Source organism: Pedobacter sp. Leaf250 (assembly GCF_920984735.1).
Classification (GTDB): domain Bacteria; phylum Bacteroidota; class Bacteroidia; order Sphingobacteriales; family Sphingobacteriaceae; genus Pedobacter.
Window position 1 is genome coordinate 140,105 of record NZ_CAKLBU010000012.1, and the last position, 26,077, is coordinate 166,181.

General features: G+C 36.3%; 16 protein-coding genes and 1 tRNA gene. 12 read left to right on the top strand and 5 right to left on the bottom strand.

Going from position 1 to position 26,077, the window contains the following annotated elements; genetic code table 11:
- Window positions 1-57 precede the first annotated feature (57 nt).
- From LUA91_RS12630 to LUA91_RS12655, 6 genes are all read left to right on the top strand, one after another.
- Complete coding sequence (locus LUA91_RS12630) at window positions 58-1,662, top strand: tetratricopeptide repeat protein (protein WP_231426415.1); 1,605 nt, start codon at window positions 58-60, stop codon at window positions 1,660-1,662.
- 260 nt (window positions 1,663-1,922) lie between these two features.
- Window positions 1,923-4,700: a TonB-dependent receptor gene (locus LUA91_RS12635; RefSeq protein ID WP_231426416.1), complete on the top strand. Its 2,778-nt coding sequence runs from the start codon at window positions 1,923-1,925 to the stop codon at window positions 4,698-4,700.
- A gap of 22 nt (window positions 4,701-4,722) precedes the next feature.
- Window positions 4,723-5,985 carry a right-handed parallel beta-helix repeat-containing protein gene (locus LUA91_RS12640; RefSeq protein ID WP_231426417.1) on the top strand — a complete coding sequence of 421 codons (1,263 nt, stop codon included), beginning with the start codon at window positions 4,723-4,725 and terminating at the stop codon, window positions 5,983-5,985.
- A 1-nt stretch (window position 5,986) separates the two neighbouring features.
- The gene (locus LUA91_RS12645) at window positions 5,987-7,063 is read left to right on the top strand and encodes a phytase (protein ID WP_231426418.1); all 1,077 of its coding nucleotides are present in this window, start codon (window positions 5,987-5,989) and stop codon (window positions 7,061-7,063) included.
- 501 nt (window positions 7,064-7,564) lie between these two features.
- Window positions 7,565-8,575, top strand: coding sequence for a YhcG family protein (locus tag LUA91_RS12650; protein WP_231426419.1), 1,011 nt, complete (start codon window positions 7,565-7,567; stop codon window positions 8,573-8,575).
- Window positions 8,576-8,592: 17 nt separating this feature from the next.
- Window positions 8,593-11,598 carry a DEAD/DEAH box helicase gene (locus tag LUA91_RS12655; protein ID WP_231426420.1) on the top strand — a complete coding sequence of 1,002 codons (3,006 nt, stop codon included), beginning with the start codon at window positions 8,593-8,595 and terminating at the stop codon, window positions 11,596-11,598.
- A gap of 127 nt (window positions 11,599-11,725) precedes the next feature.
- On the opposite strand, the gene LUA91_RS12660 is transcribed toward LUA91_RS12655, so the two are convergent.
- Window positions 11,726-11,798, bottom strand: a tRNA-Lys gene (locus tag LUA91_RS12660).
- Between the two features lie 378 nt (window positions 11,799-12,176).
- Between LUA91_RS12660 and LUA91_RS12665 the strand changes: the two genes are divergently transcribed.
- Window positions 12,177-13,481, top strand: a complete 1,305-nt coding sequence (locus LUA91_RS12665) for a sugar MFS transporter (RefSeq protein WP_231426421.1) — start codon at window positions 12,177-12,179, stop codon at window positions 13,479-13,481.
- A gap of 79 nt (window positions 13,482-13,560) precedes the next feature.
- Here LUA91_RS12665 and LUA91_RS12670 read toward each other — a convergent pair whose 3' ends face one another.
- Both LUA91_RS12670 and LUA91_RS12675 read right to left on the bottom strand, forming a co-directional pair.
- Window positions 13,561-14,985 carry an MATE family efflux transporter gene (locus LUA91_RS12670; protein WP_231426422.1) on the bottom strand — a complete coding sequence of 475 codons (1,425 nt, stop codon included), beginning with the start codon at window positions 14,983-14,985 and terminating at the stop codon, window positions 13,561-13,563.
- A 325-nt stretch (window positions 14,986-15,310) separates the two neighbouring features.
- The gene (locus LUA91_RS12675; protein WP_231426423.1) at window positions 15,311-15,730 is read right to left on the bottom strand and encodes a thioesterase family protein; all 420 of its coding nucleotides are present in this window, start codon (window positions 15,728-15,730) and stop codon (window positions 15,311-15,313) included.
- A 386-nt stretch (window positions 15,731-16,116) separates the two neighbouring features.
- Between LUA91_RS12675 and rpsO the strand changes: the two genes are divergently transcribed.
- The 4 genes from rpsO to LUA91_RS12695 all read left to right on the top strand — a co-directional run bounded on the left by rpsO (window position 16,117) and on the right by LUA91_RS12695 (window position 22,136).
- The gene (gene rpsO, locus LUA91_RS12680; protein ID WP_055913898.1) at window positions 16,117-16,401 is read left to right on the top strand and encodes a 30S ribosomal protein S15; all 285 of its coding nucleotides are present in this window, start codon (window positions 16,117-16,119) and stop codon (window positions 16,399-16,401) included.
- A 178-nt stretch (window positions 16,402-16,579) separates the two neighbouring features.
- On the top strand, window positions 16,580-18,715 hold the full coding sequence (gene pnp, locus LUA91_RS12685) for a polyribonucleotide nucleotidyltransferase (RefSeq protein ID WP_231426424.1): 2,136 nt from the start codon (window positions 16,580-16,582) through the stop codon (window positions 18,713-18,715).
- A gap of 249 nt (window positions 18,716-18,964) precedes the next feature.
- Entirely contained in the window at window positions 18,965-19,636 is a 672-nt protein-coding gene (gene rpe, locus LUA91_RS12690; RefSeq protein ID WP_231426425.1) for a ribulose-phosphate 3-epimerase, read from the top strand.
- A 79-nt stretch (window positions 19,637-19,715) separates the two neighbouring features.
- Window positions 19,716-22,136 (top strand): TonB-dependent receptor, encoded by a 2,421-nt coding sequence (locus LUA91_RS12695; RefSeq protein WP_231426426.1) that lies wholly within the window; start codon window positions 19,716-19,718, stop codon window positions 22,134-22,136.
- A gap of 359 nt (window positions 22,137-22,495) precedes the next feature.
- Here the strand turns inward: LUA91_RS12695 and LUA91_RS12700 are convergent, their stop codons facing one another.
- Window positions 22,496-23,722 carry a multidrug effflux MFS transporter gene (locus tag LUA91_RS12700; RefSeq protein ID WP_231426427.1) on the bottom strand — a complete coding sequence of 409 codons (1,227 nt, stop codon included), beginning with the start codon at window positions 23,720-23,722 and terminating at the stop codon, window positions 22,496-22,498.
- A 147-nt stretch (window positions 23,723-23,869) separates the two neighbouring features.
- Here LUA91_RS12700 and LUA91_RS12705 point away from each other — a divergent pair, with 147 nt between their 5' ends.
- Window positions 23,870-24,640, top strand: a complete 771-nt coding sequence (locus LUA91_RS12705) for a queuosine precursor transporter (RefSeq protein WP_231426428.1) — start codon at window positions 23,870-23,872, stop codon at window positions 24,638-24,640.
- Between the two features lie 84 nt (window positions 24,641-24,724).
- Here LUA91_RS12705 and LUA91_RS12710 read toward each other — a convergent pair whose 3' ends face one another.
- On the bottom strand, window positions 24,725-25,969 hold the full coding sequence (locus tag LUA91_RS12710; protein WP_231426429.1) for a homoserine dehydrogenase: 1,245 nt from the start codon (window positions 25,967-25,969) through the stop codon (window positions 24,725-24,727).
- Window positions 25,970-26,077: the final 108 nt, after the last annotated feature.

The window sequence follows — 26,077 nt, forward strand, 5'->3', positions numbered from 1 at the left end:
GGGTTTAACTTTAATTTAACATAGTCAGTCTTTCTTTGTCGCAATAAATCCTTCGACATGAAAAAACACTTCGGCACTTGCCTAATCTTATTCTTTTTAACCTGGAGTGCCTTCAGTCAGGAAGCCGAATTTGGTGGAGCTGTTTTTGCCGAAGTAAAAAAGCCAATTGAATCTTTAGTTGAACTAAAAAAACAATATGCATGGTCAATTGAGCACAATGATGTTGTTTTGGAAGGAGAATGTTTACAGCAAATGGGAAGGGTTTGCTATCGCCAGGGACATTTTAGGCAGGCATTAGAATTCTTTTTAAAGGCAGAAAAAATATTCAGCAGTAACAGCAAACCTTTATCGCTTGCTGCAAACTTAAGCGATGTCGGGGTTTTATATTACTACATTAAACAACCAGATAAGGCGATGAAAAACTATTCGCTCGCATTATCGATTTATCAAAAACAAAAGGATCTAAAAGGTCAGGCCATGGTTTATGGCCATATTGGCCAGCTTTATGAAAAGCGTAAAAGCTTTGATAGTGCTTTCGTGTATCAAAGGTTGGCGTTGAAAATCATCGAAAAAACCAACGATAGGAGCGGTGCTGCTAAAATTTATGAAAACCTGGGCAGCATCTATGAAGACCTGGAGAAATATGAACTGGCAGATCAGCACTTTAAAAAATCACTTTCTTTATATCAACAAGACCACAATGAACTGGGCAGCATTGAAGTGATTAACAACCTCGGCGATATTTTACGTAAAACCGGATATTACAACAAGAGTATAACGGAAACCAGGTTAGCCATGCACCTGGCAAGTAAGCTTGGAAACGCTTATCAACTGGCATCATGCTGCAGAGATTTGGGCAAAGCCTATGAGCTGTTAAATCAAATGGATAGCGCTTATCATTATATTCAGCTGGGCTATAAGTACACCTTAGATTTGTATTCGGAAGATGGCGCCAAACAGGTGGCTTTTTTGCAGGTGCTCTATGATATCAATAAAAAATCAGATGAAATCAATAAACTTCAGGCAGATAAAAAAATCAACCGGATTATTGTAACTTCTGCCACAATCGTGGTTTTGCTGCTTATTATTCTTGGGTTTGCCATCTTCAGCAGGCAACGTTTTAAGCTAAGGGATGAAAAAATGTTGGGTAAGCAAAAGCAAATTGAACATGATTTAACCAGTCTGGAGCTAAAAAATCTTCAGTTGGAAGAGCAAAACCTTAAACAACAGCTGGAGGTAAAAAGCCGTGAACTTTCTACACATACTTTAAACCTGATCAAAAACAATCAGTTCCTCGAAAACCTGCGTAATACATTGCAGGCAATGGTAAAAGATGATAAACGTGACCAGAAAAAACAGATGAATCAGATCCTGACGGAGATTAATCAAAGTTTTAATCACGAAAGAAACTGGAAAGAATTTACGCAGGCCTTTGAACAGGTTCACCATCAGTTCCTGGAAAATCTTAAAAAATTTAGCAATGAGCTCACCTCAGCAGATATGCGGTTAATCGCTCTGCTAAAAATGAATCTTGATTCTACAGATGTAGCAACATTACTTGGTATCTCAACAGATAGCTTACGTGTATCAAGATATCGCTTAAGGAAGAAGCTAAATCTTTCGCAGGGTGATAATTTATCAGCATTTATTCAAGCACTTTAGCCGTTACATTTCAATCTAAAAAATAGATTTTCATCTCTATTTACATGCTTAACAATTTGTTAATGTAACGGTAATAAAAGCATAACGGCGTTTTGGTTGCCGTACATCTTGTTGATAATCAATAGCTTGTTTCTTCGTGTTGCTTTTTGATATATGGATATGGTAACGCTGTTGCCTTTATGTAACCCGCTAAATTTTTCAGTATGGATGCGTGTACACACCTTTGCCATGTCGATAATAAAAAGACATGACCAAACACAATGAATAAACTTTTACAAATACTATTTTTTCTTCTTTTTTGTGCTGGCGCAGCCAACGCTACAAAAATTAAAGGACACGTTTACGATAAGCAAACCGGCGAGGCCATTGTAGGCGCAACGGTTGTGCTTGATAATCCCAGACGAGTAACCAATACTGGTCTTGATGGAACATTCGAATTCAAAGGCATGACAACCGGCCCGGCTAAAATTAGTGTAAGTTACATTACCTATCAAACCATAACAAAAACAATTATGGTAGAGAAAGAAGATAACGAGCACTTAAAGTTTTATATGGAAAGTGATTCAAAAGCGCTGGATGATGTAACCATCAAATCAAATACGGTAAGCTCAACCGATCAGGGTGCCCGCAGACTGGAAAAAAATGCAACACAGATTATGAATATCGTTTCAGGCAGGTCTATTGAGATTTCTCCAGATTTAACGGTAGCCAACGTGATGCAACGTGTTTCTGGAGTATCTATTGAGCGTAACAGCAATGGCGACGGACAATACGCCATTTTAAGAGGGATGGATAAACGCTACAATTATACTTTAGTTAATGGTGTTAAAATCCCTAGTCCTGATAATAAATACCGTTACGTACCGCTAGATCTTTTTCCATCTGATTTGCTTGATCGACTGGAAGTTTATAAAACACTTACACCAAACCTTGAAGGTGATGCCATTGGCGGCGCAATTAACATGGTAATGAAAAATGCTCCAGGCAAATTTCAGGTAAATGCAAATGTTTCATCCGGTTATAGTCAACTCTTCATCGATCGGAAATTTGCCAGTTTCAATTCATCAGATATCAATTACAAATCGCCTTACGAATTGAATGGCAAAAGCTATACCGCCACACAAAACGATTTTACAAAAGGTACGCTTGATTATAAATATAAAAATCCGGCACCAAATTTAATTGGTAGTTTATCACTTAGTCAGCGATTTTTAGATAATAAATTAGGCGTTGTTTTAGCCGGAAGTTATCAAAATACTTATCGTGGAAGTAACAGTACCTTTTACAACACTGCTGTAAATGGAACAGATGCTTATGCTGTGATCACAAATAAAAGTTACAGGGAGTTTTCAGAGCAGCAACAACGTACAGGTTTACATGGAAAAGTTGATTATGTTTTTAATCAAAACCACCAGTTAAGCCTCTACAATGTGTACGTAAATTTAAAGAACGAACAATTAAGAGATGCGGTAACAACAACTTATAACGGTGTTTATAACCCTACACTAGGTAATGCTGAACTGGTTTACAATACCCGTAGCCGTTTAACCGAGCAACAGATTTACAACAGCACACTTCATGGCGATCATAAATTTTTTGATGGGAAATTTGAATTACAATGGTCTGCGGTATATTCATCAGCTAAGAACGATGTGCCTGAAAATACAAGTATCAGTTTAAACGGAATACAGCAGAATTTTCAAAGCAGACGTTTGAGTTTGGTTAATACTTCGCCTGTAAACCGCAGGTGGGAGCGCAACACTGATGAAGATTTAGCGGGTTATCTGGATCTTTCTTACCGAATCGATATTGGTAAACATAAACTGGATGTGATGGCAGGTGGTTTATATCGCGATAAGCAAAGAAGCAGTTTCTTTAATAATTATACGTTGGCGCCAAGTGCTGCCGATGCAAGTAAGGTATATGGAGTTGATTTCCAAAATTATACCGATTTAAACCTTGTGGTAAGCAACCCAACAGGTGCAGTAGCCAATCCACTAACTTATGATGCAACAGAAAAAATTTCAGTAGGCTATGGAATGTTTAAATATGTGTCTGCTAAAATGGAAATTGTTGGTGGTGCAAGGGTAGAGCATACCAACCAGGGCTATAATTTGCTTTTTCCGGCTGGAGAAACCTTCCCGAAGGGACAACAAGTTTACACAGATGTATTGCCAAGCTTAACTGCAAAGTATTTCATTACTGATAAGGCACAATTACATGCGTCTTATTACAAAGCACTTAATCGTCCGGGTTTCTATGAAATTGTACCTGGTAAGGTGGTTAACGAAGAATTTCAGGAGCGTGGAAATCCAAACTTAAAACGTGCCCTGGCCGATAACTTTGATTTAAGGTATGAAATTTTCCCTGGTGCATCAGAACAGTTGCTTGTAGGTGCATTTTACAAACGCATAAAAGACCCGATTGAATATACTTTCCAAGCTGATGCTGTTCGCGGACAGGATATTTATTACACTCCTGGAAATTTTGGTACGGCCAATAACTATGGTGCTGAAGTAGATTACATTAAATATTTCAGTAAAATAGGCTTGAAGGCAAACTACACTTATACGCATTCGCGGATTACTACGCCAAAAACTACGAGAACTATAAATTCGGCTACAGAAGATATCGAGGCATTATCGGTTAATCAGGAACGCCCGCTTTATGGTCAGTCTGAACATATCGCCAATGTTTCTTTATTGTTCAAGGATACCAAAAAAGGTTGGGATGCACAGTTGGCCGGAGCATATACAGGGCCGAGAATTAATACGGTTTCTCAGTTTCTAAATAATGATTTATGGCAGAAAGGGTTTATTCAAATGGATGCATCAGCAGAAAAAAGATTTAAAAGTGGCATAAGTGTTTTCATCAAAGCCAATAACATTTTAAATACACCAACCAAGCTGTTCATCAAAGGTACCAATCCAGAGAATAACAAAATCAATGAGGATTTGGTAAAGGATGGAAATACTTTGGTTAGAAGTGATTATTACGGGCAAAACTATTTAGTTGGCTTTAGATATAAATTTAATTAATTGAAATTTTAAAGATAAAAACATGAAATCGAATCAGATTTTTAAATTGCTAATTCTTGCACTTCTGGCATTAACAGGCTGTGAAAAAGCAAACATTGATGTAGATACAACCGTTATTGATGGCGCTGCAATCGGAGAAGTTTCTGGCGTTTGGGCAAAAGGAAGCACCCAGGTAATCAAAGGTGATATCATTATCCCGGAAGGTAAATCGCTCACTATTGAAGAAGGTGTTACGGTTTTGATGGATACGGTTGCTAAACCCGAGATTATTGTAAAAGGTAATTTGTATGCTTTGGGTACAGCCGAAAATCCAATCAAATTTACAGTAAACGAATTTTATAAAACTGCTCAGAAGAAATTTGGTAAGTTATGGGGCGGTATATTGGCAGGCCCAACTTGCGAAGAATTGGTATTGGATCATGCAATTATTGAATATGCCGGTTCAACCACTTCCGATGCATCTACATCAGTAAAGATGGGTTTATACAAAGCCGTTGCCGGAGAAAATCTTCCTGCATTGTGGTTTTCCAATGCAAAAGGAAAGTTAGTGGTTCAGAATAGTATTTTCAGAAATCTTCAGGAAGATTGTACTTATATTGAGGGTGGAAAAATTATTTTTGCCAATAATGTTTTCTACACTACGGGTGTAACAGGTGGCGAGGCGATGAATTTTAAATCTGGCTGTTTGGCTGATATTGCTTATAATCTGGTTTACAGTACCAATACCAATGCGCTAAAGCTATCCAACACAGGAGATAAAACACCACAAACCTATATCATTATTTATAACAATACAATGGTTAACACAGGGTGGAGGCGACCAACAGCTAAAGGTGGATCGGTTTGGTTGGAAAGTACGGTACGTGCTGATTTGTACAACAATCTTTTTGCGAATACCCGATTTGGGATAAAAAGAGATCCAAAGAAACCAGAAGATGCACGTTCTGCTTACAGCAACAACTGGTATTATGGATTTGATCAGCTTACAGTTAGCCAGTTTCAGCCAGGTAAAAACGATGTAATTGGCGGAGTTAATGATGTAATCAGTACCGTAGCAGGGGCCAATGATCCTAAATTTGTGAACTATCCGGTAAATACTGCGGTATCAAATGCCGATTTTAATACTTTATGGGATTTTCACTTGCAAGGAAATTCTCCTGCACTAAATAAAGGTATTACAAACTTTACCCGGCACCACGCTGCAGGCATTGTGATGAAAAATGGAATAACTTATACCTCGCCAGCGCCAGCTGTTTTTGTAGGTGCTTATGGAATTAAAAATTAAAATGAAGAATAAAAATACAATCAATATTGCCGCAATTGCTGTTTTAAGCCTGCTTTTTTCTTGTAATGGAATTGCTCAAAAAGTAGATCCTGATGCAGTTAAACCACTTTATGTATCCGATCCGGTTGATTTTGATACCGATGATCCCGCTATTTGGGTAAATGTAGCAAACCCCTCACAGTCTCTTGTAATTGGAACCGATAAGGATGAAAACGGTGGTTTATATGTTTTTGATTTGAAAGGAAAGATTGTTCCTGCAAAAACCGTGAAGGGTTTGAAAAGACCTGATAATGTTGATATCGCCTACGGACTTAATCTTGCTGGCAAGAAAACGGATATTGCGGTAACCACTGAACGTTACACCCACAAGCTTAGAATATATTCCCTTCCAGATATGAAACCAGTTGATAATGGTGGATTACCAGTTTTTGAAGGAGAGACAGGACCGGAATTCCGCGATTTGATGGGCATTGCCATGTACACCAATTCGAAAGGTGAAATTTATGCAATCGTTGGTCGCAAATCCGGACCAAAAGAAGGTGGATATTTATGGCAGTATTTATTAGCAGATGATGGCAAAGGAAGCGTTAAAGCAACTCTAGTTAGGAAGTTTGGAAAATATAGTGGTAAAAAAGAAATTGAAGCCATTGCCGTTGATAACGAATTGGGCTATGTTTATTATTGTGATGAACAATTTGGCGTTCGTAAATATTATGCTGATCCATCAAAAGGAAATCAAGAACTTTCTTTATTTGGGCAAGGCGATTTTTCTGTAGATAATGAAGGAATTGCAATTTATAAAACCGCTGGAAATAAAGGTTATGTTTTAGTTTCTGATCAGGGATCAAGACAATTGAAGGTTTACAATAGAACGGGTAAGTCAGGCGCCCCAAATCAACATCCATTAGTGGCAACGGTTAAGTATTCTGCCAATCAAACTGACGGTATCGATGTGGTTTCAGCGCCATTAAATAATGATTTTAAGCATGGTTTATTGGTTGCGATGAGCGATGATAAAACTTTTCATTTTTACCGATGGGAAGATATTGCCGGAAAACAACTTGATGTAAATCCATAAATTCTGTATTTCATCGAAATGAGGATTTTGAATCTAAAGATAAAAAGTTGTCCTAAGATAGCTTTTGGTCTGCAATAAAAGCAAAAACCCTGCTAATCATACGATTGCAGGGTTTTATACATTTTGATAGTTATTGGTGTGATCCCGCTGGGATTTGCACCTAGTGCTAAAATCAGCGGTTAAATAGTATTTTATGCGGTTTGGATTCGACTCACCGAATCGCTCACCAATTTTTAGATACGTTTTAGCTGCAATTGCTATGATACGGATATAAAGAAAATAAGAGTGTTAAGCCAAGAAAATCGAATAGTATTTATTTCAAATCTATTACCTTTGCGTTGATGAAATCGTAATAGGGTGTATATAATGCTGGCTCAACGCTACCACATCAAAACTTTCTCGATTTTAATGCCTGTCGTTTCTGTAGAGCTTCTTGAAACCATGAGCGAACACGCTATACAAATTTAAAACGCTGCGGCATAACGGAGTTAATAATTTACAATGGAAACCATACATACGGCATATAGAAGCTTAATAGCCAACATTTCTACTACCTATACCAATGGCAAGGTAATAGCATTAAGGGCTGTAAATAACCAGTTGTTAACTACATATTGGCAAATAGGAGAACACATAGTAGAGTTTGAGCAGGGTGGTAAAGCTAAGGCCACCTATGGCAAGGCCTTATTAGAAAATTTATCAAAAGATCTAAATAAGCTTCATGGAAAGGGTTTTAGTCGTAGCAACCTTAATTATATGCGGTTGGTTTACGTATGCTTTCCAATTTGTGAGGAGCTTCCTCACAAATTGACTTGGACACACCTTTGCGAACTAGTAAAAATAAACGACCCGTTAGAACGTAGTTTTTACCAGCAACAAGCCATATTAGAGAACTGGAGCACAACGGAATTGATTCGTCAAAAAAATAGCTCATTATACCTACGTTTGGCATCATCAAAAGATAAAGAAGGCATTTTAAAACTAGCACATCAAGGACAAATAGTAGCACAGCCAACTGATATCTTAAAAGACATTTATGTGTTTGAATTTCTTAAAATAGCCGAGCCTTACCAATTATCTGAAACTGATTTAGAGCAACGATTAATTACTCATCTGCAAAGCTTTTTATTAGAACTAGGCAAAGGTTTTGCATTTATTGGTAGACAATATCGGATTACACTAGGTAACCGAAACCACTATGTAGACTTGGTTTTTTATCACCGTATATTAAAATGCTTTGTGCTAATAGACTTAAAAAGAGAAGAAGCCAATTACCAGGATGTAGGGCAAATGAATATGTATTTGGGCTATTTTGAAAATGAAGAAAATACCGAAAGTGACAACCCACCTATAGGAATTGTTTTAGCAAAAGAAAAAGACGAATTGGTAATACAATATGCTATGCATAATGTGTCTTCACAATTATTTGTACAAAAATACCAGTTGTATTTACCCAACAAAGAAGAATTGAGAAAAGTAATCGAAGACCAGTTGAATAGAGAAACTGAATAAAAAACAATTTTAAAAGATTGAGTCGCTCGTCACAAGAAGCCAGAATATTATTATACCAATCTCTATTTCGAGGTCGTGAAGATATTTTTGCCATTCATTGGACAAAGGGAGCCAAAAGTGGCTATATGCCTGCAAAGTTATATGATCCTTATTTCAATAGAATTTACAAAAAACCTTCTGGTTCTCCAAGTTCAGAACCTGTAACTTATCTTTCACTAACCAATGATCAAGTCCAGAGACACCTTGAAGGAAAGGAGTTGATTGGTTTATATCCACTATTACAGGATAATAGTTCTTGGCTAATTGCAGCAGATTTTGATAAGAATAGCTGGTTGGACGATTGCAGAAGTTTCATCAAAGTATGTGAAGACTACAAAATTCCAGCTTATTTGGAGCGCTCACGTTCTGGAAATGGCGGTCATGTTTGGATTTTTTTTGATAAGGCTTATGCCGCTTTTAAGAGTCGAAGTATTGTCCTTGCGCTCCTTGAAAAATCAGGTGTGGTTTCGGCCTTTGATAAAAATTCAAGCTTCGACAGATTATTCCCAAATCAGGATAGGCTTTCGGGAAAGGGATTTGGAAATCTGATAGCCATGCCTTTTCATAAAACAGCAATGGAAGCTGGAAACAGTTGTTTTATTGATAAGAACACTACTTTGGCGTATGTAGACCAGTGGCAGTTTCTCGAAAGTATTGAGCGGATCTCTACCATCCAACTGGATAAAATATTTTTTTCATTAACCAATTCAAAAGTAGAAGAAGCCACCGCATCTGGAACGCTTAATATCTCCCTTTCAAATGCAATCGAAATAAAGAGCAAAGAGATAAGTCCCGCATTAACCCATTTTCTAAAAGAAGAGCTCAACATCTTCAATGCGGATTTCATCATTAAAAAGAACAGTGGACGAAGTACGTTTGGTACCAAGAGATATTTCAGGTTCATCGAGGAAGTAAATGGACGTGCCATTATCCCTAAAGGTTTTATCAGGAAGTTGGTTACACATTGTATTCAGCATAATATCCCATATCAACTAAACGACAGTCGTAAATTACTGCCCGCAATAGGATTTTCTTTTAATGCCTCTCTGAAAGACTATCAACTTCCAGCTGTAGAAGCTGCTGCTAAAAAGGGTATTGGCGTAATCGTTGCACCGCCTGGTTCTGGTAAAACTGTGGTGGCGCTAAAAATTATTGCGGATAAACGGCAGCCAGCGCTGATAGTGGTTCATCGTAAACAATTGGCCGATCAATGGGCTGAAAGGATAGAAGCATTTCTAGGTATCCCCAAACAGGATATCGGTAAGATTGGGCAAGGGAAGGCAACAATTGGAGAACAGGTTACAATTGCCATGGTACAAAGTCTTGCGAAAGAACTGCAAAAACCTGATGTAGTAAAGTTGGTTCGAGCTTTTGGAACCATCATCGTTGACGAATGCCACCATATTGTTGCCGAAACTTTTAAGGATGCCATCTCGCATTTCCATTCTTATTATCTATACGGGCTAACTGCAACGCCTTTCAGAAAGAACAGTGATGACAGACTGATTTTTATCCATCTGGGTGAAATAATTTCCGAACTGAAATCTGCTGATTTAGGGATTTCAAAACAGCCAGAAATAATCATTAGGAACACAGCACTGGATGTTCCTTTTAATGCGAAAACAGATCGCTTTGAAACGTTATCAAATATATTGGTTCATGATGCAGATAGGAATAAACTCATTTTAAAAGATTTAGCATTTCAACTAAATACAGGAAAAAGAATCGTAATCCTTACAGAAAGAAAAGAACATATCGAAACATTGCAACAATATTTAAAGCAATCCTATGAGACGGTTACTTTGAGTGGTGATGATTCTGAAGCTAGCCGTAACACCAAGTGGAAAATGTTAAAGGATGGAAACTATCAGGTGCTCATTACCACTGGGCAGTATTTTGGTGAGGGTTCCGATCTTCATAATGCCCAATGTCTGTTTCTGGTTTATCCATTTTCCTTTGAAGGCAAACTGATCCAGTATATCGGTCGGGTACAGCGTTCTGAGTTAACCCCCATCATTTATGATTACCGTGATATCAAGATAGACTATCTGAATGCCATGTTTTTGAAACGAAATGTCTATTACAAAAAGTTGATCAAACACCGAACATTATTTGACGACCCGATTGAAGAGGATGAGCCGGTAGAACAAACAAATAACTTAAAAAGCATTTTAGCTGATCAGGTGATAGAACGTAAGCTTAAAATAACCATAGAATCGCTTGATTTTCTATACGGTAGTATCGGGTTTCGTACCCCTATCCGTGAAGTTGGACATGAAGTATCATTCGATATAGAAAACATCCACATCCGCCCTGAATTTGAAGTATTAAAGCCATATTTTGAAAAGTTTCTAAAAACGAAATCGATAGCCGCAGCTATCTGTATCATCATCGAAAATGGAGGTATTGTGGCCAAATCCGCAACCTCGCAAGACCTACAACAATTAAATAGAGAAGTTGTAGATGGTGTTCGTTTCCGCTTTGCCGAAAGGAATATTTTAATGAAATCAAACGTGCTAGGCAAGGGCGATAAAATATCCCAATTAAATATCAGTGATTCCAATACGCTGTATGATTCTGGCGAAGAATTGCTTCAGGATGTCCTGTCCAAAGGTAGTTATAGGCATAAGCTGCATCTCCAATATCTCGCTGAACAGCATTGTGGCAATATCTTAAAACTGAGATTTGTCATTAGTCCATTCGCATTTGTTTTTCTTATCGGGGGAATTGAACAATATCATATAATTATGGAAACCTTGGATACGGACGAAGCGACTTATATCTGGCATATTCCAAAAGATATCATAGCGCTTAAAAGTGCACTCCTTGAAATTGATAATGATCTGTATAAAATACGCAAGGGGGGAAGGGCATCATATATAGAATCCGGACCAATAAACTTTAGCCGTGTTTTACATGACTATACAGATGAATTCAAAGGTTTTGTAATTTGGAAAGATAATTTAGAACAACATTTAATATGAGTGTGGGAAATTTTAAAATTTCCCACACTCATATTAAATGTTCCCATTTGCTTCTCATGGAAGGTCCTGGAATTAAATGCAAATATTTTTTAATGCAAAATGCCCCAATTTGCATTGAGGCATTTCGTGATCCCGCTGGGATTCGAACCCAGGACCACTACATTAAAAGTGTAATGCTCTACCAGCTGAGCTACGGAATCTACTTTGTTAAAAACGTTGTCTGTTTTGTTTAAAGTGATGCAAATATAGGGTTACAATACATCCCATGCAAATAAAAATAATGAAAAAGTGCTACTGTATTGATTTATAAGGGAATTAATTATTCTTGTATATATTTTAAGATAAAAAGCCAATTCAAAACATGATAATAAGTTTTATTTATTCAAAGCTTTCATTAATGCAATTTCTCTCAATTTCTTCTAAAAATTATGCAGGCAAATAATTTTGGTCAAATCAATTGATGTATTATGAATTCTTGTCCATTGAAAATCACGCAAACGTTTGAGTTAAAAATTTATAATTTAATTGCTTAGTTTGGTCTCATCAACTAAACAAACCGAACAAATAACCTTATAAAAATGATCAATCTTCCTGAAACGCAAAAGAGAACTGCATTATTACCGATGATAATATGTTGTGCACTGTTTTTTATTTTTGGTTTTGTAACTTGGGCCAACGGAACATTAATTCCATTTTTAAAACTCGCACTAAACCTCAAAACTGATTTACAGGCTTTCTTTGTCACTTTTGCATCTTATATCGCTTACTTTTTTTTAGCGTTGCCAAGTTCATGGATTTTGAAAAAAATAGGTTTCAAGAATGGTCTGGTATTAGGCATGATCATTTTAGGCCTCGGTTCATTGGTTTTTATTCCGGCGGCAGATAATAGAAGTTTTGGTCTTTTTTTAGCAGGGATTTTTATTCAAGGATCTGCAATGGCACTTTTACAAACAGCAGTAAATCCTTATTTAAGTATTATAGGGCCAATTGATAGTGCAGCAGCCCGAATTTCTATAGCTGGGCTATGTAACAAAGGCGCAGGTGTTATGGTACCTATAATTTTTGGAATACTGTTTTTAGATAATGCTAAAGAAGTTACCGCTAAATTAGAAAGCACAATTGATCCAAATGCAAAAAATGCAATTTTAGATGAACTTTTACAGCGTGTTCATACTCCTTATATTGTTTTGGCGATTGTTTTTGTACTCTTTGCTGTCCTGATTAAATTCGTGAATTTACCTGAGGTTAATGCCGAAGATGATGATGAAATCTTAGCTAATGATGATCCATCTATTCGTGTGATCGCTAAAACAAGTATTTTTCAATATCCACATTTATTTTTAGGAGCGCTAGCTATTTTTAGCTGTGTAGCCGTCGAAGTGATGGCGGGCGATATTATAAATACTTATGGCCGCGAACTAAATATCGATGCCAACCTGCTCCGCTTTTCTACTTCCTTTACATTAATATGTATGCTCGTTGGCTATGTATTGGGAATAGCGACTATTCCTCGTTTTGTATCTCAACAAATGGCACTTAGAATTTGTGCACTTACAGGAGTTTTGTTAACTATTATTTCTGTGTTCACTACTAGTTACGTTTCTTATTATTCCGTAGCGCTTCTTGGTTTAGCAAACTCTTTAATGTGGCCGGCCATTTTTCCATTAGGAATAAAAGGTTTAGGCAAATTTACGAAAACTGGATCTGCGATTATGATTATGGGTATTGCAGGTGGCGCAATTTGGCCATTGGTTTACGGCTTCTTGAAAGATAAATTGCACATCGATTTCCAACATGCGTTTTTATTGGCAATGGTTCCTGCTTATTTATACATTATCTATTTTGCTATCAAAGGTCACAAAGTTGGATTAAGGCATAAATAGATTTTTATCTGGCTCTAATCTATTTAGAGCCAGATAAATCTCATTAATTAGTCCTTATATAGATTTTCAATTCATCAACTTAAACCATTGTTTTTTTCCATTTACCTTTTTTAAATAGGATAAAGGCTGCAACGGCAATACCAGCTTCGGCAGTTGGTATGGCAATGAAAACGCCAGTCGGACCCATTTCTAAATATTTCGCCAAGAAATAAGCCAGTGGAATTTGAAACAACCAAAAAGCAAAAATATTGATTTTTGTTGGCGTCCAGGTATCGCCGGCGCCATTAAAAGCACTGCTAAAAACCATTGCCGAACCATAAATAACAAAGCCAATACTTAAAATCTTCAAAGCACGACTCGCAATTTCTATCACTTTTACATCTGAGGTGAAGAAAGAAGCAAACAAATGGCCGCAGGTTAAAAATACAACACTCACCACCGCCATAAAAATGATGATGTATTTTAAGGTTTGAAAAACGGATTGTTCGGCTCTATCAATGTGGCCTGCACCTAAATTTTGTCCCACTAAAGTTGCGGCTGCATTACTTAAACCCCAAGCTGGTAATAAGAAAAACATCATCAGTCTTAAAGCGGTTTGATAACCTGCCGAACCCTCATCGCCACCTGTGGTTGCCACTAACTCTGCTAAAAATACCCAGCTACAACTTGCAATTACAAATTGAAAAATGGCTGGAGCAGCAATTTTTACAATGGCTTTAATTTGCTCAAAATCAGGGATGAATTGACTAATTCGGATTTTTAAAGCGTTCTTGCCATTGAACAAATTGTACATCTGATAAACTACTCCCAAGCCACGGCCAATCGTTGTCGCAATTGCTGCGCCTGTTAAACCAAATGCAGGAACTGGTCCGAAACCGTTAATGAAAATAGGGCAGAGGATAATGTTAGCGATGTTGGCTATCCATAAACTTCGCATGGCGATTGCGGCATTTCCAGCACCTCTAAAAATTCCATTGATTAGAAATAATAAAACGATAATAATGCTTCCGCCCATCATAATTCGGACGAATGTAGTTCCGTGGTCGGCAGTTTCGGTTGAAGCACCCATTAATAAAAGGATATCTCTGGCATAAATTAATCCCGCAATGCTGATTAGGATATTAACCGCTACAGCTATTACGATAGTTTGCATACCAGCTTTTGCCGCCGCTTCCGGACTTTTCTCACCGATTCTCCGGGCAACTACTGCTGTCGCAGCCATGCTTAATCCAATGGCTAATGAATAAATAATAGTTAAAACCGATTCTGTTAAACCTACGGTTTGTATCGCGTGGCTGCTGTTTTCTAAATGCCCAACGAAATATAAATCGACCAATGCGAAAACTGACTCCATCGCCATTTCCAACATCATCGGAATGGCTAATAAAATAATTGCCCGTTTAATACTGATTGAAGTTAAATCAACTTCGTTGCCTTTTAATGATTGTACAAGTAAATCAAAAAAAGAAGATAGTTTGCCCTGTGTCTTTACTGACTGTGACATAAAAAATATATTGAAATGTGATGAATAAACCAAAAGATAGGCAGTTAACTGCACATATCTGAAATTGAAATGAGAGGGAATCCTCGGTTATTTAAAACCTAAAACGGATTGCAGATACTATCATGGCTCGGATCTTTTTGATAGCTCAAAGATAAATAAATTTTTGATTGCTAATTATTTTTTTTTGCCACGGAAAAAGGGAAGTCACGGAATTAAATGTTCTATTTTATGAGAGTTTTGTGTTTCGGCTTGTTAGGACACAAACCTCGGCACAGGGATATTTCTGAAAAACCATATCTTCCAACCTCAGACTTCTAACCCCTAACTAAATACTATACGCCTTAATCATTTCCTCAGTCACTTTTGTTCCGCGGCTGGTATTTAAATCAATTAATACGTAATCGAAAATCCCATCAGATGCTACTTTGCCAGTTTTCTTATTAATGATTTCGAATTGAACAGAGCATCCTTTATCATGCATGGTTAAAATGCCTGTTCTAATTAAAATTAAATCGTTCATTAAAAGTGGGCGTTTGAAATTGATATCAACATGGCTTACCACCCAACCTAAGCCTTGCTTAGTGAAGTGTTCCCATGGCATGTTGTAGAATTTTTCCATTTGCTCGTAACGTGCCGCCAATACATAATCCAAGTATTTGCTGTTATGAACGTGGTTAAACATATCTATATCATCAGGACGGACACGTAATTCGCTTTCGAAAATGCTAAATTGATTCTTTTCCAAGGGTAGAGGTTTTGTGCAAAAGTAAGGTATTTGTTTTATCTGAACGATTGCAAGGGAAAACTAACTTTATTGCACAATCTTAAACTCTCTAAACCCGACTTAGCGGAAATCCTTTTTGCAGCACTTTCCGAATGAGGTTGCTTTCCCGATTGGTCGGGACAGGCTGTCGTTCCTCCTCGCAAAGACGACAAAGGAAGTACGATGGCAAAAAGATTGTAGCGAGGGCGGGGCAGGAGTAACCTATGAAAAACGGAACCTTGCTTTCCAAATAATCAAGCGATTAGCTTAAAAATTCTATTTGCAAATCGCACTTGCTTATGATTGAAAATAGCTTTACCTTTGCGGCACAATTAATTAATTTTTTATTGCTTTAATATTATTCAAGAATGTATTTAAGTCCAGAGAAAAAAGCTGTAATCTTTAAAGAACACGGCGAAGTAGAAACCAACACTGGTTCTGCAGAAGGTCAAGTAGCGTTATTTACATACCGTATTGCGCACTTAACAGAACACTTAAAGAAAAATCGTAAAGATTTCTCTACACAGTTATCACTTCAAAAATTGGTAGGTAAACGCCGCGGTATTTTGGCTTATCTATACAAAAAAGATATTGAGCGCTACCGTGCTATCATTAAAGCTTTATCGCTTCGTGATATCATTAAACAAAAATAAGCGAATTTTATCAATCGAAAGCCATTCTTTAGGGGATGGCTTTTTACATTTCCTGTTAAATTATTTAACGGGATTTATTATAGATAGGCTTTTTTAATCTTATCTTCGTTTGCAAAAACAAAAACATATATAAACAACGGTGTGTAGAAAGAGGAAAACACACCATAATTCTATTTAAATGAATGTAATAAAAAAATCGTTCGATTTGGGCGATGGCAGAATTGTAGAAATTGAAACTGGTAAATTAGCTAAACAAGCTGATGGTTCGGTTGTAGTGAAAATGGGTGATACCATGTTGTTAGCAACGGTTGTATCTACTGTAGGTGCTAAACCAGGAACTGATTTCTTACCATTATCGGTTGATTATCAAGAGAAATATGCGGCTACCGGCCGTATTCCAGGTGGATTTTTACGTCGCGAGGCAAGATTATCTGATTACGAGGTTTTAATTTCTCGTTTGGTAGATAGAGCTTTACGCCCAATGTTCCCATCTGATTATCACTCGGATACTCAAGTGATGATTTCACTAATTTCTGCTGATAAAAATATCATGCCTGATTGTTTAGCTGGTTTAGCTGCATCGGCTGCATTATCAGTTTCTGATATTCCTTTCAATGGTCCAATTTCTGAAGTACGTGTTGCTAAAATTGATGGCAAGTTGGTAATCAATCCATATGCTAGCGATTTAGAACGTGCAACTTTAGAATTTATGGTTGCTGGTTCGGCTAACGATATCGGTATGGTTGAAGGTGAGTGCGATGAAATTCAGGAAGATGAAATGGTTGAGGCTTTAAAATTTGCACATGATGCAATTAAAGTTCAATGTGCCATTCAGGTTGAATTAACTGAAGCTACAGGCAAAACTGTAAAACGCGAATATAGCCACGAAGACCACGATGCTGATTTAAAAGCAAAGGTTTATGCCGATACTTACGATAAAGTTTATGCTGTTGCAAAATCTGGTTCGAATAAAGACGAGCGTAAAGTTGGCTTTACTGCAATTATTAACGAGTTTTTCGAGGCGATGCCAGAAGATACTGCAGATTTAACTAAAGCAATGGCTAAACATTATTACCATGATGTTCAGTACGATGCGATTAGAAATTTGTTATTAGATGAAGGTATTCGTTTAGATGGTCGTAAGACTACAGAAATTCGCCCGATTTGGAGTGAAGTTGGTTATTTACCTGCTGCTCACGGTTCGGCTGTATTTACACGTGGCGAAACTCAATCATTAACATCAGTTACTTTAGGTAGCAAAGATGATGAGCAAATGATTGATGGTGCTTTCTTTAACGGTTACCAAAAATTCTTATTGCACTATAATTTCCCTGGTTTCTCAACTGGTGAGGTTAGACCAAACAGAGGTGCTGGTCGCCGCGAAATTGGTCACGGTGCTTTAGCGCAACGTTCGTTGAAAAAAGTTTTACCGCAAGGCGAAGCTAATCCATATACAATCCGTGTTGTTTCTGATATTTTAGAATCTAACGGTTCATCATCAATGGCTACAGTTTGTGCTGGTACATTAGCCTTGATGGATGCTGGTATCAAAATTAAATCTCCAGTTTCTGGTATTGCAATGGGTTTAATTACTGATGAGAAAACTGGTAAATATGCAATCCTTTCTGATATTTTAGGTGATGAAGATCATTTAGGAGATATGGATTTTAAAGTAACAGGTACTGAAAATGGTATAGTTGCTTGTCAGATGGACTTAAAAATCAATGGTTTATCATACGAAGTATTAACTAAAGCTTTATTACAAGCTAAGGATGGTCGTTTACACATCTTAAACGAGATGAAGAAAACGATTGCTCAGCCTAATGAAGATATGAAGCCACATGCTCCACGTATTGTTTCTATTACTATTGAGAAAGAATTCATTGGTGCAATAATCGGCCCTGGAGGTAAAATCATCCAGGAAATGCAACGCGAAACTGGCGCTTCAATCTCTATCGAAGAAGTTGATGGTAAAGGTATCGTAGAAATTTTCGCTGATAATAAAGCTGCAATTGATGCTGCTGTAACTCGTATCCGTAACATCGTAGCTAAGCCAGAAATTGGTGAAGTTTACCAGGGTAAAGTAAAATCAATTATGCCGTTTGGTGCATTTGTTGAGGTTATGCCAGGTAAAGATGGTTTACTACACATCTCCGAAATTTCATGGGAGCGTTTAGAAACTATGGATGGTGTGTTGAAAGAAGGTGATAAAATCGAGGTTAAATTATTAGACATCGATAAGCAAGGTAAAATGAAACTTTCTCGTAAAGTTTTATTACCAAGACCTGAAAAACCAGCTGCGCCACAAGCTTAATTCAATTAGCTAATTCACTAATGTGCTAATTAGCTTATATAAAAACCCTTTCAGTTTTACTGGAAGGGTTTTTTGTTTTATTTAAAGCGAACTTAGTTCTTCTGATTTAAAACTTTCAGACTTGTTTTGTAACTTGCCATATCAGTTAAATAAATAATCAATTCGTCATTGCGAGGCACGAAGTAATCTCATAAAGTATTAATGCATTAAGATTGCTTCGTACCTCGCAATAACGTCAACACGATAAAAATGAAATACATTATTGCCCCATCTATACTTTCAGCCGATTTTGGCAATTTACAACGCGATATCGAAATGATTAATCAAAGTGAGGCCGATTGGTTTCATGTTGATGTTATGGATGGAGTTTTTGTGCCTAATATCTCTTTTGGTTTCCCTGTGATGGCAGCAGTTAAAAAACATGCAACAAAACCTTTGGATGTTCATTTAATGATTGTTGAACCTGATAAATTTATTCCTGAATTTGCGAAAGCAGGTGCCGATAGAATAACGGTTCATTATGAGGCTTGTACTCATTTGCACCGAACGATTCAGCTCATAAAAGCATCTGGATGTAAAGCTGGAGTAGCACTAAATCCACATACGCCAGTTACTTTATTACAAGATGTGATCGAAGATTTAGATTTAGTTCTGATTATGTCAGTAAATCCAGGATTTGGCGGGCAGGCTTTTATACATAATACTTACAAGAAAATTCAGGATTTAAAACGTTTGATTCAAGGCGTAAATGAAGATTTGATTATCGAAGTTGATGGTGGCGTTGGTTTACAAAATATCGCTACATTAGTATCAGCTGGTGCAAATGCATTTGTGGCTGGAAATGCGATTTTTGCTACTGATAACCCAATGGAAACGATTTCTCAAATGAAAAATCTAACTGTAAGTGGTTTAGGTGTTTAGCCGTATAACTGATTAATTGTCAGGGCATAAAATGGCCAGAAATTCTTAATACCTGATACTTTTATCTTGATACTAAAAAATGCTCAAATTTCGGCTAATCCTTTTCCTTTTAATTGCGGGTTATAGCCTAGCTAAAGCACAACCATTGGTTAGAGTTTCAGGAATAGTTTACAATCAGGAGAAATTACCATTATCACAAGTTACCATTATTGTTTTGGGTCAGGCGCAATCTACCGTAACAGATGAATTTGGCGTTTATACCATTTACTCAAAATCAAAAACTTTCAGCATTAAGTATTCGTTACTTGGTTACCAACCGCAAACGCTTAAATTTAATGAACGTTCTGGCGCAAGAATTACCCAACAAGTTAATTTAATGGCTAACATAAATGAGCTGGAACAGGTAGATATTACGAATAAACAAAATCAATTAAGCAACACTACCACTATCAATATTGCAGATATTGCCTCGGTGCCATTGGTTTCCGGGAATTTTGAAACTATGCTTAAAACATTGCCTGGTGTATCTACCAATAATGAGTTAAGTGCCCAATATAGTGTTCGTGGAGGAAATTTCGATGAAAACCTGATTTACATTAATGATGTAGAAATCAATAGGCCCGTGTTAATTCGAAACGGACAGCAGGAGGGGTTAAGTTTTATAAACTCCGAATTGGTAAGCAAAGCGAAGTTTTCTGCTGGTGGTTTTGAAGCCAAATATGGCGATAAACTTTCATCAGTTCTGGATATTAGGTATGATAAACCGGATAGTAACCAAACGATTTTAAGCACCAGTTTATTAAATACTTCATTAACTGCAAAAAGGATTTTTAAAAAAAGTTTTCTCCTTGCGGGGTTACGTTATAAAAACAATTCAAGCGTATTAATCAAGCAAGATGAAAAAGGTAGCTACAATCCAAATTTCGCTGATGCACAGTTGATGTACCAATATGATTTTTCTCCAAAATTTAGTATAAGCGTTTTAGGAAACTTAAATTTAGGTCGGTTTAAGTTAGAACCTACAAACCGTGAAACCCAATTTGGCACATTAAGCACTACATTACGCTTAGATGTTGATTATACAGGTCAGGAAATTGATGATTACCAAACTTTAGGAACAGCGGTAACGGCAACCTATTCTCCAAAGCCCAATCAGGTTATTAAGTTTATAAATAGTTATTTCAATACTATAGAACGAGAACGTTTTGATATTGATGGGAGTTATATTTTCGATGAAGTTGATAACAGCTTCCCCATTGAAAACTTTGGACCTGTAAGTAAAAATAAAGGCATTGGTAGTTATTACAATTACGGTCGTAATAGCTTGAATACGCAGATTTTTGCTTCAGAAATTAAGGTCGACCAAAATTTTAATAACCATGTTTTCTCTTGGGGGCTCAAGTTTGATCAATCTAACTATGATGATCGTTTGAATGAGTACAACTATACTGATTCGGCTGGATATATTTTGCCAAATAATTCTAAAAATATCGTTTTACAGAATGTAATTAATGTAGAAAATAACATTAATATTAAAAATTATAGTGCTTATATTCAGGATAGTTACTCGCTTTCAAATTACGCAGAACTTCAGTTGGGTGCTCGTGCAACTTATAATTCTTTAAGTAAGCAATTGCTGATTAGTCCGCGTATGTTAATTGCCTATCGGCCAAATTCAAACAATAAAATACTTAGGTTTACTGCAGGGGTTTATAAACAGCCACCATCTTACAGAACTATACGTGATTTTACCGGAATATTGAATATTGATCAAAAAGCGCAAAGTTCTTATAATACTTCTATAGGTTACGATTATGCTTTTGATGCCTTTGGAACGCGTTTAAAATTTACTTCTGAGGCTTATTTTAAATATTCGGACAGGTTAATTCCTTATAAAATTGATAACCTTCGGATTAAATATTTAGCAAATGAAGTTTCCAGAGGTTATGCTTACGGAGCAGATTTTAGTATTGGCGGAGAATTTGTAAAGGATTTGGTTTCATACTTCCGGATGTCTGTTATGCATGCCAACGAAGATATTATTGGTGATAGTTATGTTCAAAATGGTGAAACAATTTATCCTGGTTATTTAAAGCGACCAACCGATCAAAGGGTGAATTTTTCAATTTTCTTTCAGGATAAATTGTTAAATAGTCCGACTTACAAGGTCCATTTGAATGCACTTTATGGTTCGCGTTTGCCAATTGGTCCATCACAAACGCCGAGATATTTGGATAAATTTTATGTTCCTTCTTACAAACGCGTTGATATTGGTTTTTCTAAAGATTTTTTGGATGATGCAGCATCACACAAACCGAAGTTTTTAGATAGAAATTTTAATTCTGTAATTTTATTTTTCGAGGTTTTCAACATGTTAAATATCGACAATACTGTTTCTTACCTGTGGCTTAAAGATGTTGACAATGTGCAATATGCGATTCCAAATTATTTAACCGGACGACAGTTTAATTTGAAATTAATTGTGAAGTTGAAAAATTAACGAGGATGGCAAGATTAAAAATTTTAGGATTTTAGTTTTTCCAATTAAGATTTCAAATGAACTACATTATGCAGTCTGCATGGAAAATTATCCGAAGAATTACCAAACTGATATAGTTAAACCCGACAGGAGTGAAAATACTTTTTGTTTACAGTGAACTTAAAATATCACACATCTGCAACCGATAAAATAAATGCTTTGAGCTTCAGGATGGCGTAAGTTACAAAAAGATTGTAGCGGATGGCGGGGCTGCAGGCCGCCAAAAGGAAACAACTTTAATTTTCAAATCATTTATTTTACCTATACAATGTTGGATTTTCATAAAAACCATACTTTGGATTAATATTTTTTTTAAAAAACTAATGCCCTACAACTGTGTTTTCCGTAGAAGCTTCAATCTCAGTTTTAATAAATCTTCTTCCGATTGTTAAGCACATCAAAGCGATAAATGCTGCAGCTGTCATAACCAATGGCATTGGAACAACAGAGTGTTCGCTAAATAAACTTACCATTACAGAAGCTAAAGCACCTAATCCCATTTGTAGAGCGCCCATTAAAGCTGATGCACTACCGGCATTTTTACTGAATGGCGCTAAAGATAAAGCTGCTGCATTAGGATTAATAAATCCTAAACAACATAAAAATAAAGCGATAAAACCAATTGTTGAATATAAATTTAGCCAATCATTCAACGCGAAAACCAAAAATATTAAACTGAATAAGCATTGTGCCAATAGTGCCCAGGTTACAATTTGCTTACTGTTAAACCATCTTAAAATTAAACTGTTAACCTGACTTGACCCAATAAAGAATACAGATAACAATGCAAAAATCCATCCATAGCCAGTTTTGCTTACTTCATAAATCTTCATAAAAACTTGCGGAGAGGAAGATACGTAAGCAAATAAACCTGAAAAAGTAATTGAACTGATTAAGGCATAAGTTAAAAACTGTGGTTCTCTTAAAACGGTTAAGAAGCTTTTTATAATCGGCTTTGGTTTTAATGAATAGGTAGGATCGGGTTTATAGCTTTCAGGAAGTTTAAATATTGATGCCAATAATATTAGAATTGCCATGATACCTAAGAATACAAAAACATACTGCCAGCCTAAAGCGGAAATTAAATAACCTCCTGCAGTTGGGGCAAGCATCGGCGAAACTGCGATAACCAACATCAGGGAGGCAAATACTTTCGGACTTTCTTCTACAGAAAACAAATCGCGAACCATGGCTACTGATGCAACTGCAGTAGCACAACTTCCGATGGCTTGAACAAAACGCAAAACTATCAGCTGATTTACATCGGTAACAGCCAAACATAAAAATGAAGCAACTATGTAAAGTATTAAGCCAAAATACAATGGTTTTTTACGCCCATATTTATCTAACAAAGGACCATATAATAATTGACCAGCTGATATGCCTATAAAAAAACTTGATAATGATAAGGCAACTGTAGATTCTGTACTTTTCAAGTCTTTTGCAATATCTACAAAACCAGGTAAATACATATCAATTGAAAAGGGTCCAAGTGCCGCTAATGAACCTAAAATTAGTATAAGATAAAAATGCTGCTTACTAGCCATGTTGTTGGTATTTCCGAGGCGCAAAGATTGTGACATTTAAGTTCTTAAACTATTTTTAAGGTCGAATGATTGTAAAAAGGTATTGATTTTAAAATTTAATGTTTAAAAAAGTAATTCTGATTCGTTTTATCTTTAGATTTATACGCTATGACTTTTAAAACTAAAGAAAGCCGTTTACTTCTCGTTCTGGGGAGTTTTTTTGTGGCGAACGCGATATTATCAGAATTTATTGGTGTTAAATTATTCAGTGTTGAAGAAACTTTAGGCTTTAAGAAATTTGATATCAACTTATTTGGAGTTCCTAACCTTTCATTTGTAATGTCAGCTGGCGTGCTTACCTGGCCAATTATTTTTATCATGACAGATATTATCAACGAATATTTTGGTGTAAAACAAGTTCGGTTTCTATCTATTTTAACTTCAATTTTAATTGCTTTTGCTTTTTTAGTGGTTTGGGGTTCAATGCATTTAAGCGCTGCCGATTTTTGGGTACATCAAAATATAAATGGCGAAGATTTAAATATGAACAATGCTTTTGCGGGTATTTTTGGTCAGGGTATGTGGATTATTATGGGGTCAATTGTTGCATTTATTGTAGGTCAACTGGCTGATGTTTTAATCTTTCATCGCATAAAAAAAATAACAGGAGAGAAATCGCTTTGGTTAAGGGCTACTGGCTCAACGGTGGTTTCTCAACTGATTGATAGTTTCGTAGTGATTTTTATCGCATTCTATCTAAACCCTCAATATCATTATAGCTGGAAAATGGTAGCAGCAATTGGTTTGGTAAATTATACTTATAAGTTTATCGTAGCTATTTTAATGACTCCAATTCTATATGTGGTGCATGCAATCATCGATGGTTATCTGGGAAAAGAATTAGCAAGAAAGTTAACGGAGATGGCCGGGAGAGGGTAAGATATCATAACGCAAAAGGTCAGACTCGCTCTGACCTTTATACTTAACAACAAAACAAATAAAAAAATTAACCTTAAAAAATTCTTAAAGCGCAGCTAACTCCGCTGCATATACATTTTCTGCAACTTGTTCCTGCTTGTAAATCTGTCTGCCGGTGTAGGCAATAAACACATTTCTATCAAGTAACAAATCGCGGTTTTTAATTAAATTTTCAAGTTTTACGGTGCCAATAACATATTTGTATTCACTTGCGGCATAACGTTCGCTGATGCTGTCGAACTCCAATAAACGCACTAAATCTTCATCAGCATATCTTAAATAAATTTCTAGTAAAATGTCTTCAGTATGATTTACACCATTTTCTGAATGATATTTTTTATACTCGTAACGATAATCGTAACGCAAAGCGGCAATATCAGAAAGTACGGCAGCGCCTGTTGGATGGCCACCTGCACCTTTACCAAAAAAGAACTGTTTATCTGCAAAGGCGGCTTGGACGGTTACAGCGTTGTACTCATTTTCTACATTATACAAGAAATCATCTTTAGCAACAAGTTTTGGCAATACATAGGTAACGATATCTTTTGTATTTACTTTTCTAGCCGTTGGAACCAATTTAATCTTAAAATTTTTCTCACGAGCATATTTAATATCATGTTGAGATAGGTTTTGAATTCCAATATTCAATATCGCATCAGGATTTACAAATAAACCATAAGCATGTGCTGTGGCAATGGCCAACTTATATTTCGGATCATAACCTCCAACGTCTAAAATTGGATCAGTTTCAGCGAAACCTAGATCTTGCGCCTCTTTCAATGCCGAATCGTAGCTCTGATTTTCGTTAAATACTTTAGATAAAATGTAATTTGATGAACCATTAAAAATACCGCTTAAAGCATGGAATAATTCGTTATCGTAATATTCTTCTAAGTTTCTGATTATTGGAATACTTCCACAAACTGCACCTTCATAAAGTAAGGATGTTCCATGTTTTTGCTGCAAATCTACTAACTCCTTCAAATGGGTAGCAATCATTTTTTTGTTCGCCGAAACAACGTTTTTGCCATTCTTTAATGCAGTAGTTACAATTTCGTAAGCTGCATCAGCATCATTTATCAACTCTACAATCGTATTGATTTCTGAATTATTCAGAATCTCATTTTTATCGGTTGTAAATAAATCTTTATTAAGTGTACGTTTCTTTCTTGGGTCTTTTATTGCGATTTTGATGATTTCAAGATTGAGGTTTTGGCTTTGGATAATATCCAATAAACCTTGTCCTACAACACCGAAACCAAATAAACCTATTTTTAAATTTTTACTCATGGTGTATTTATAGTATCAAGTAGCGAGTATCAAGACTTGAAGCCTAATATTTCGTTACTATTTTTTTATTTTTCTTTTTTCGCCACGGAAACACAGATTGAAACGGAA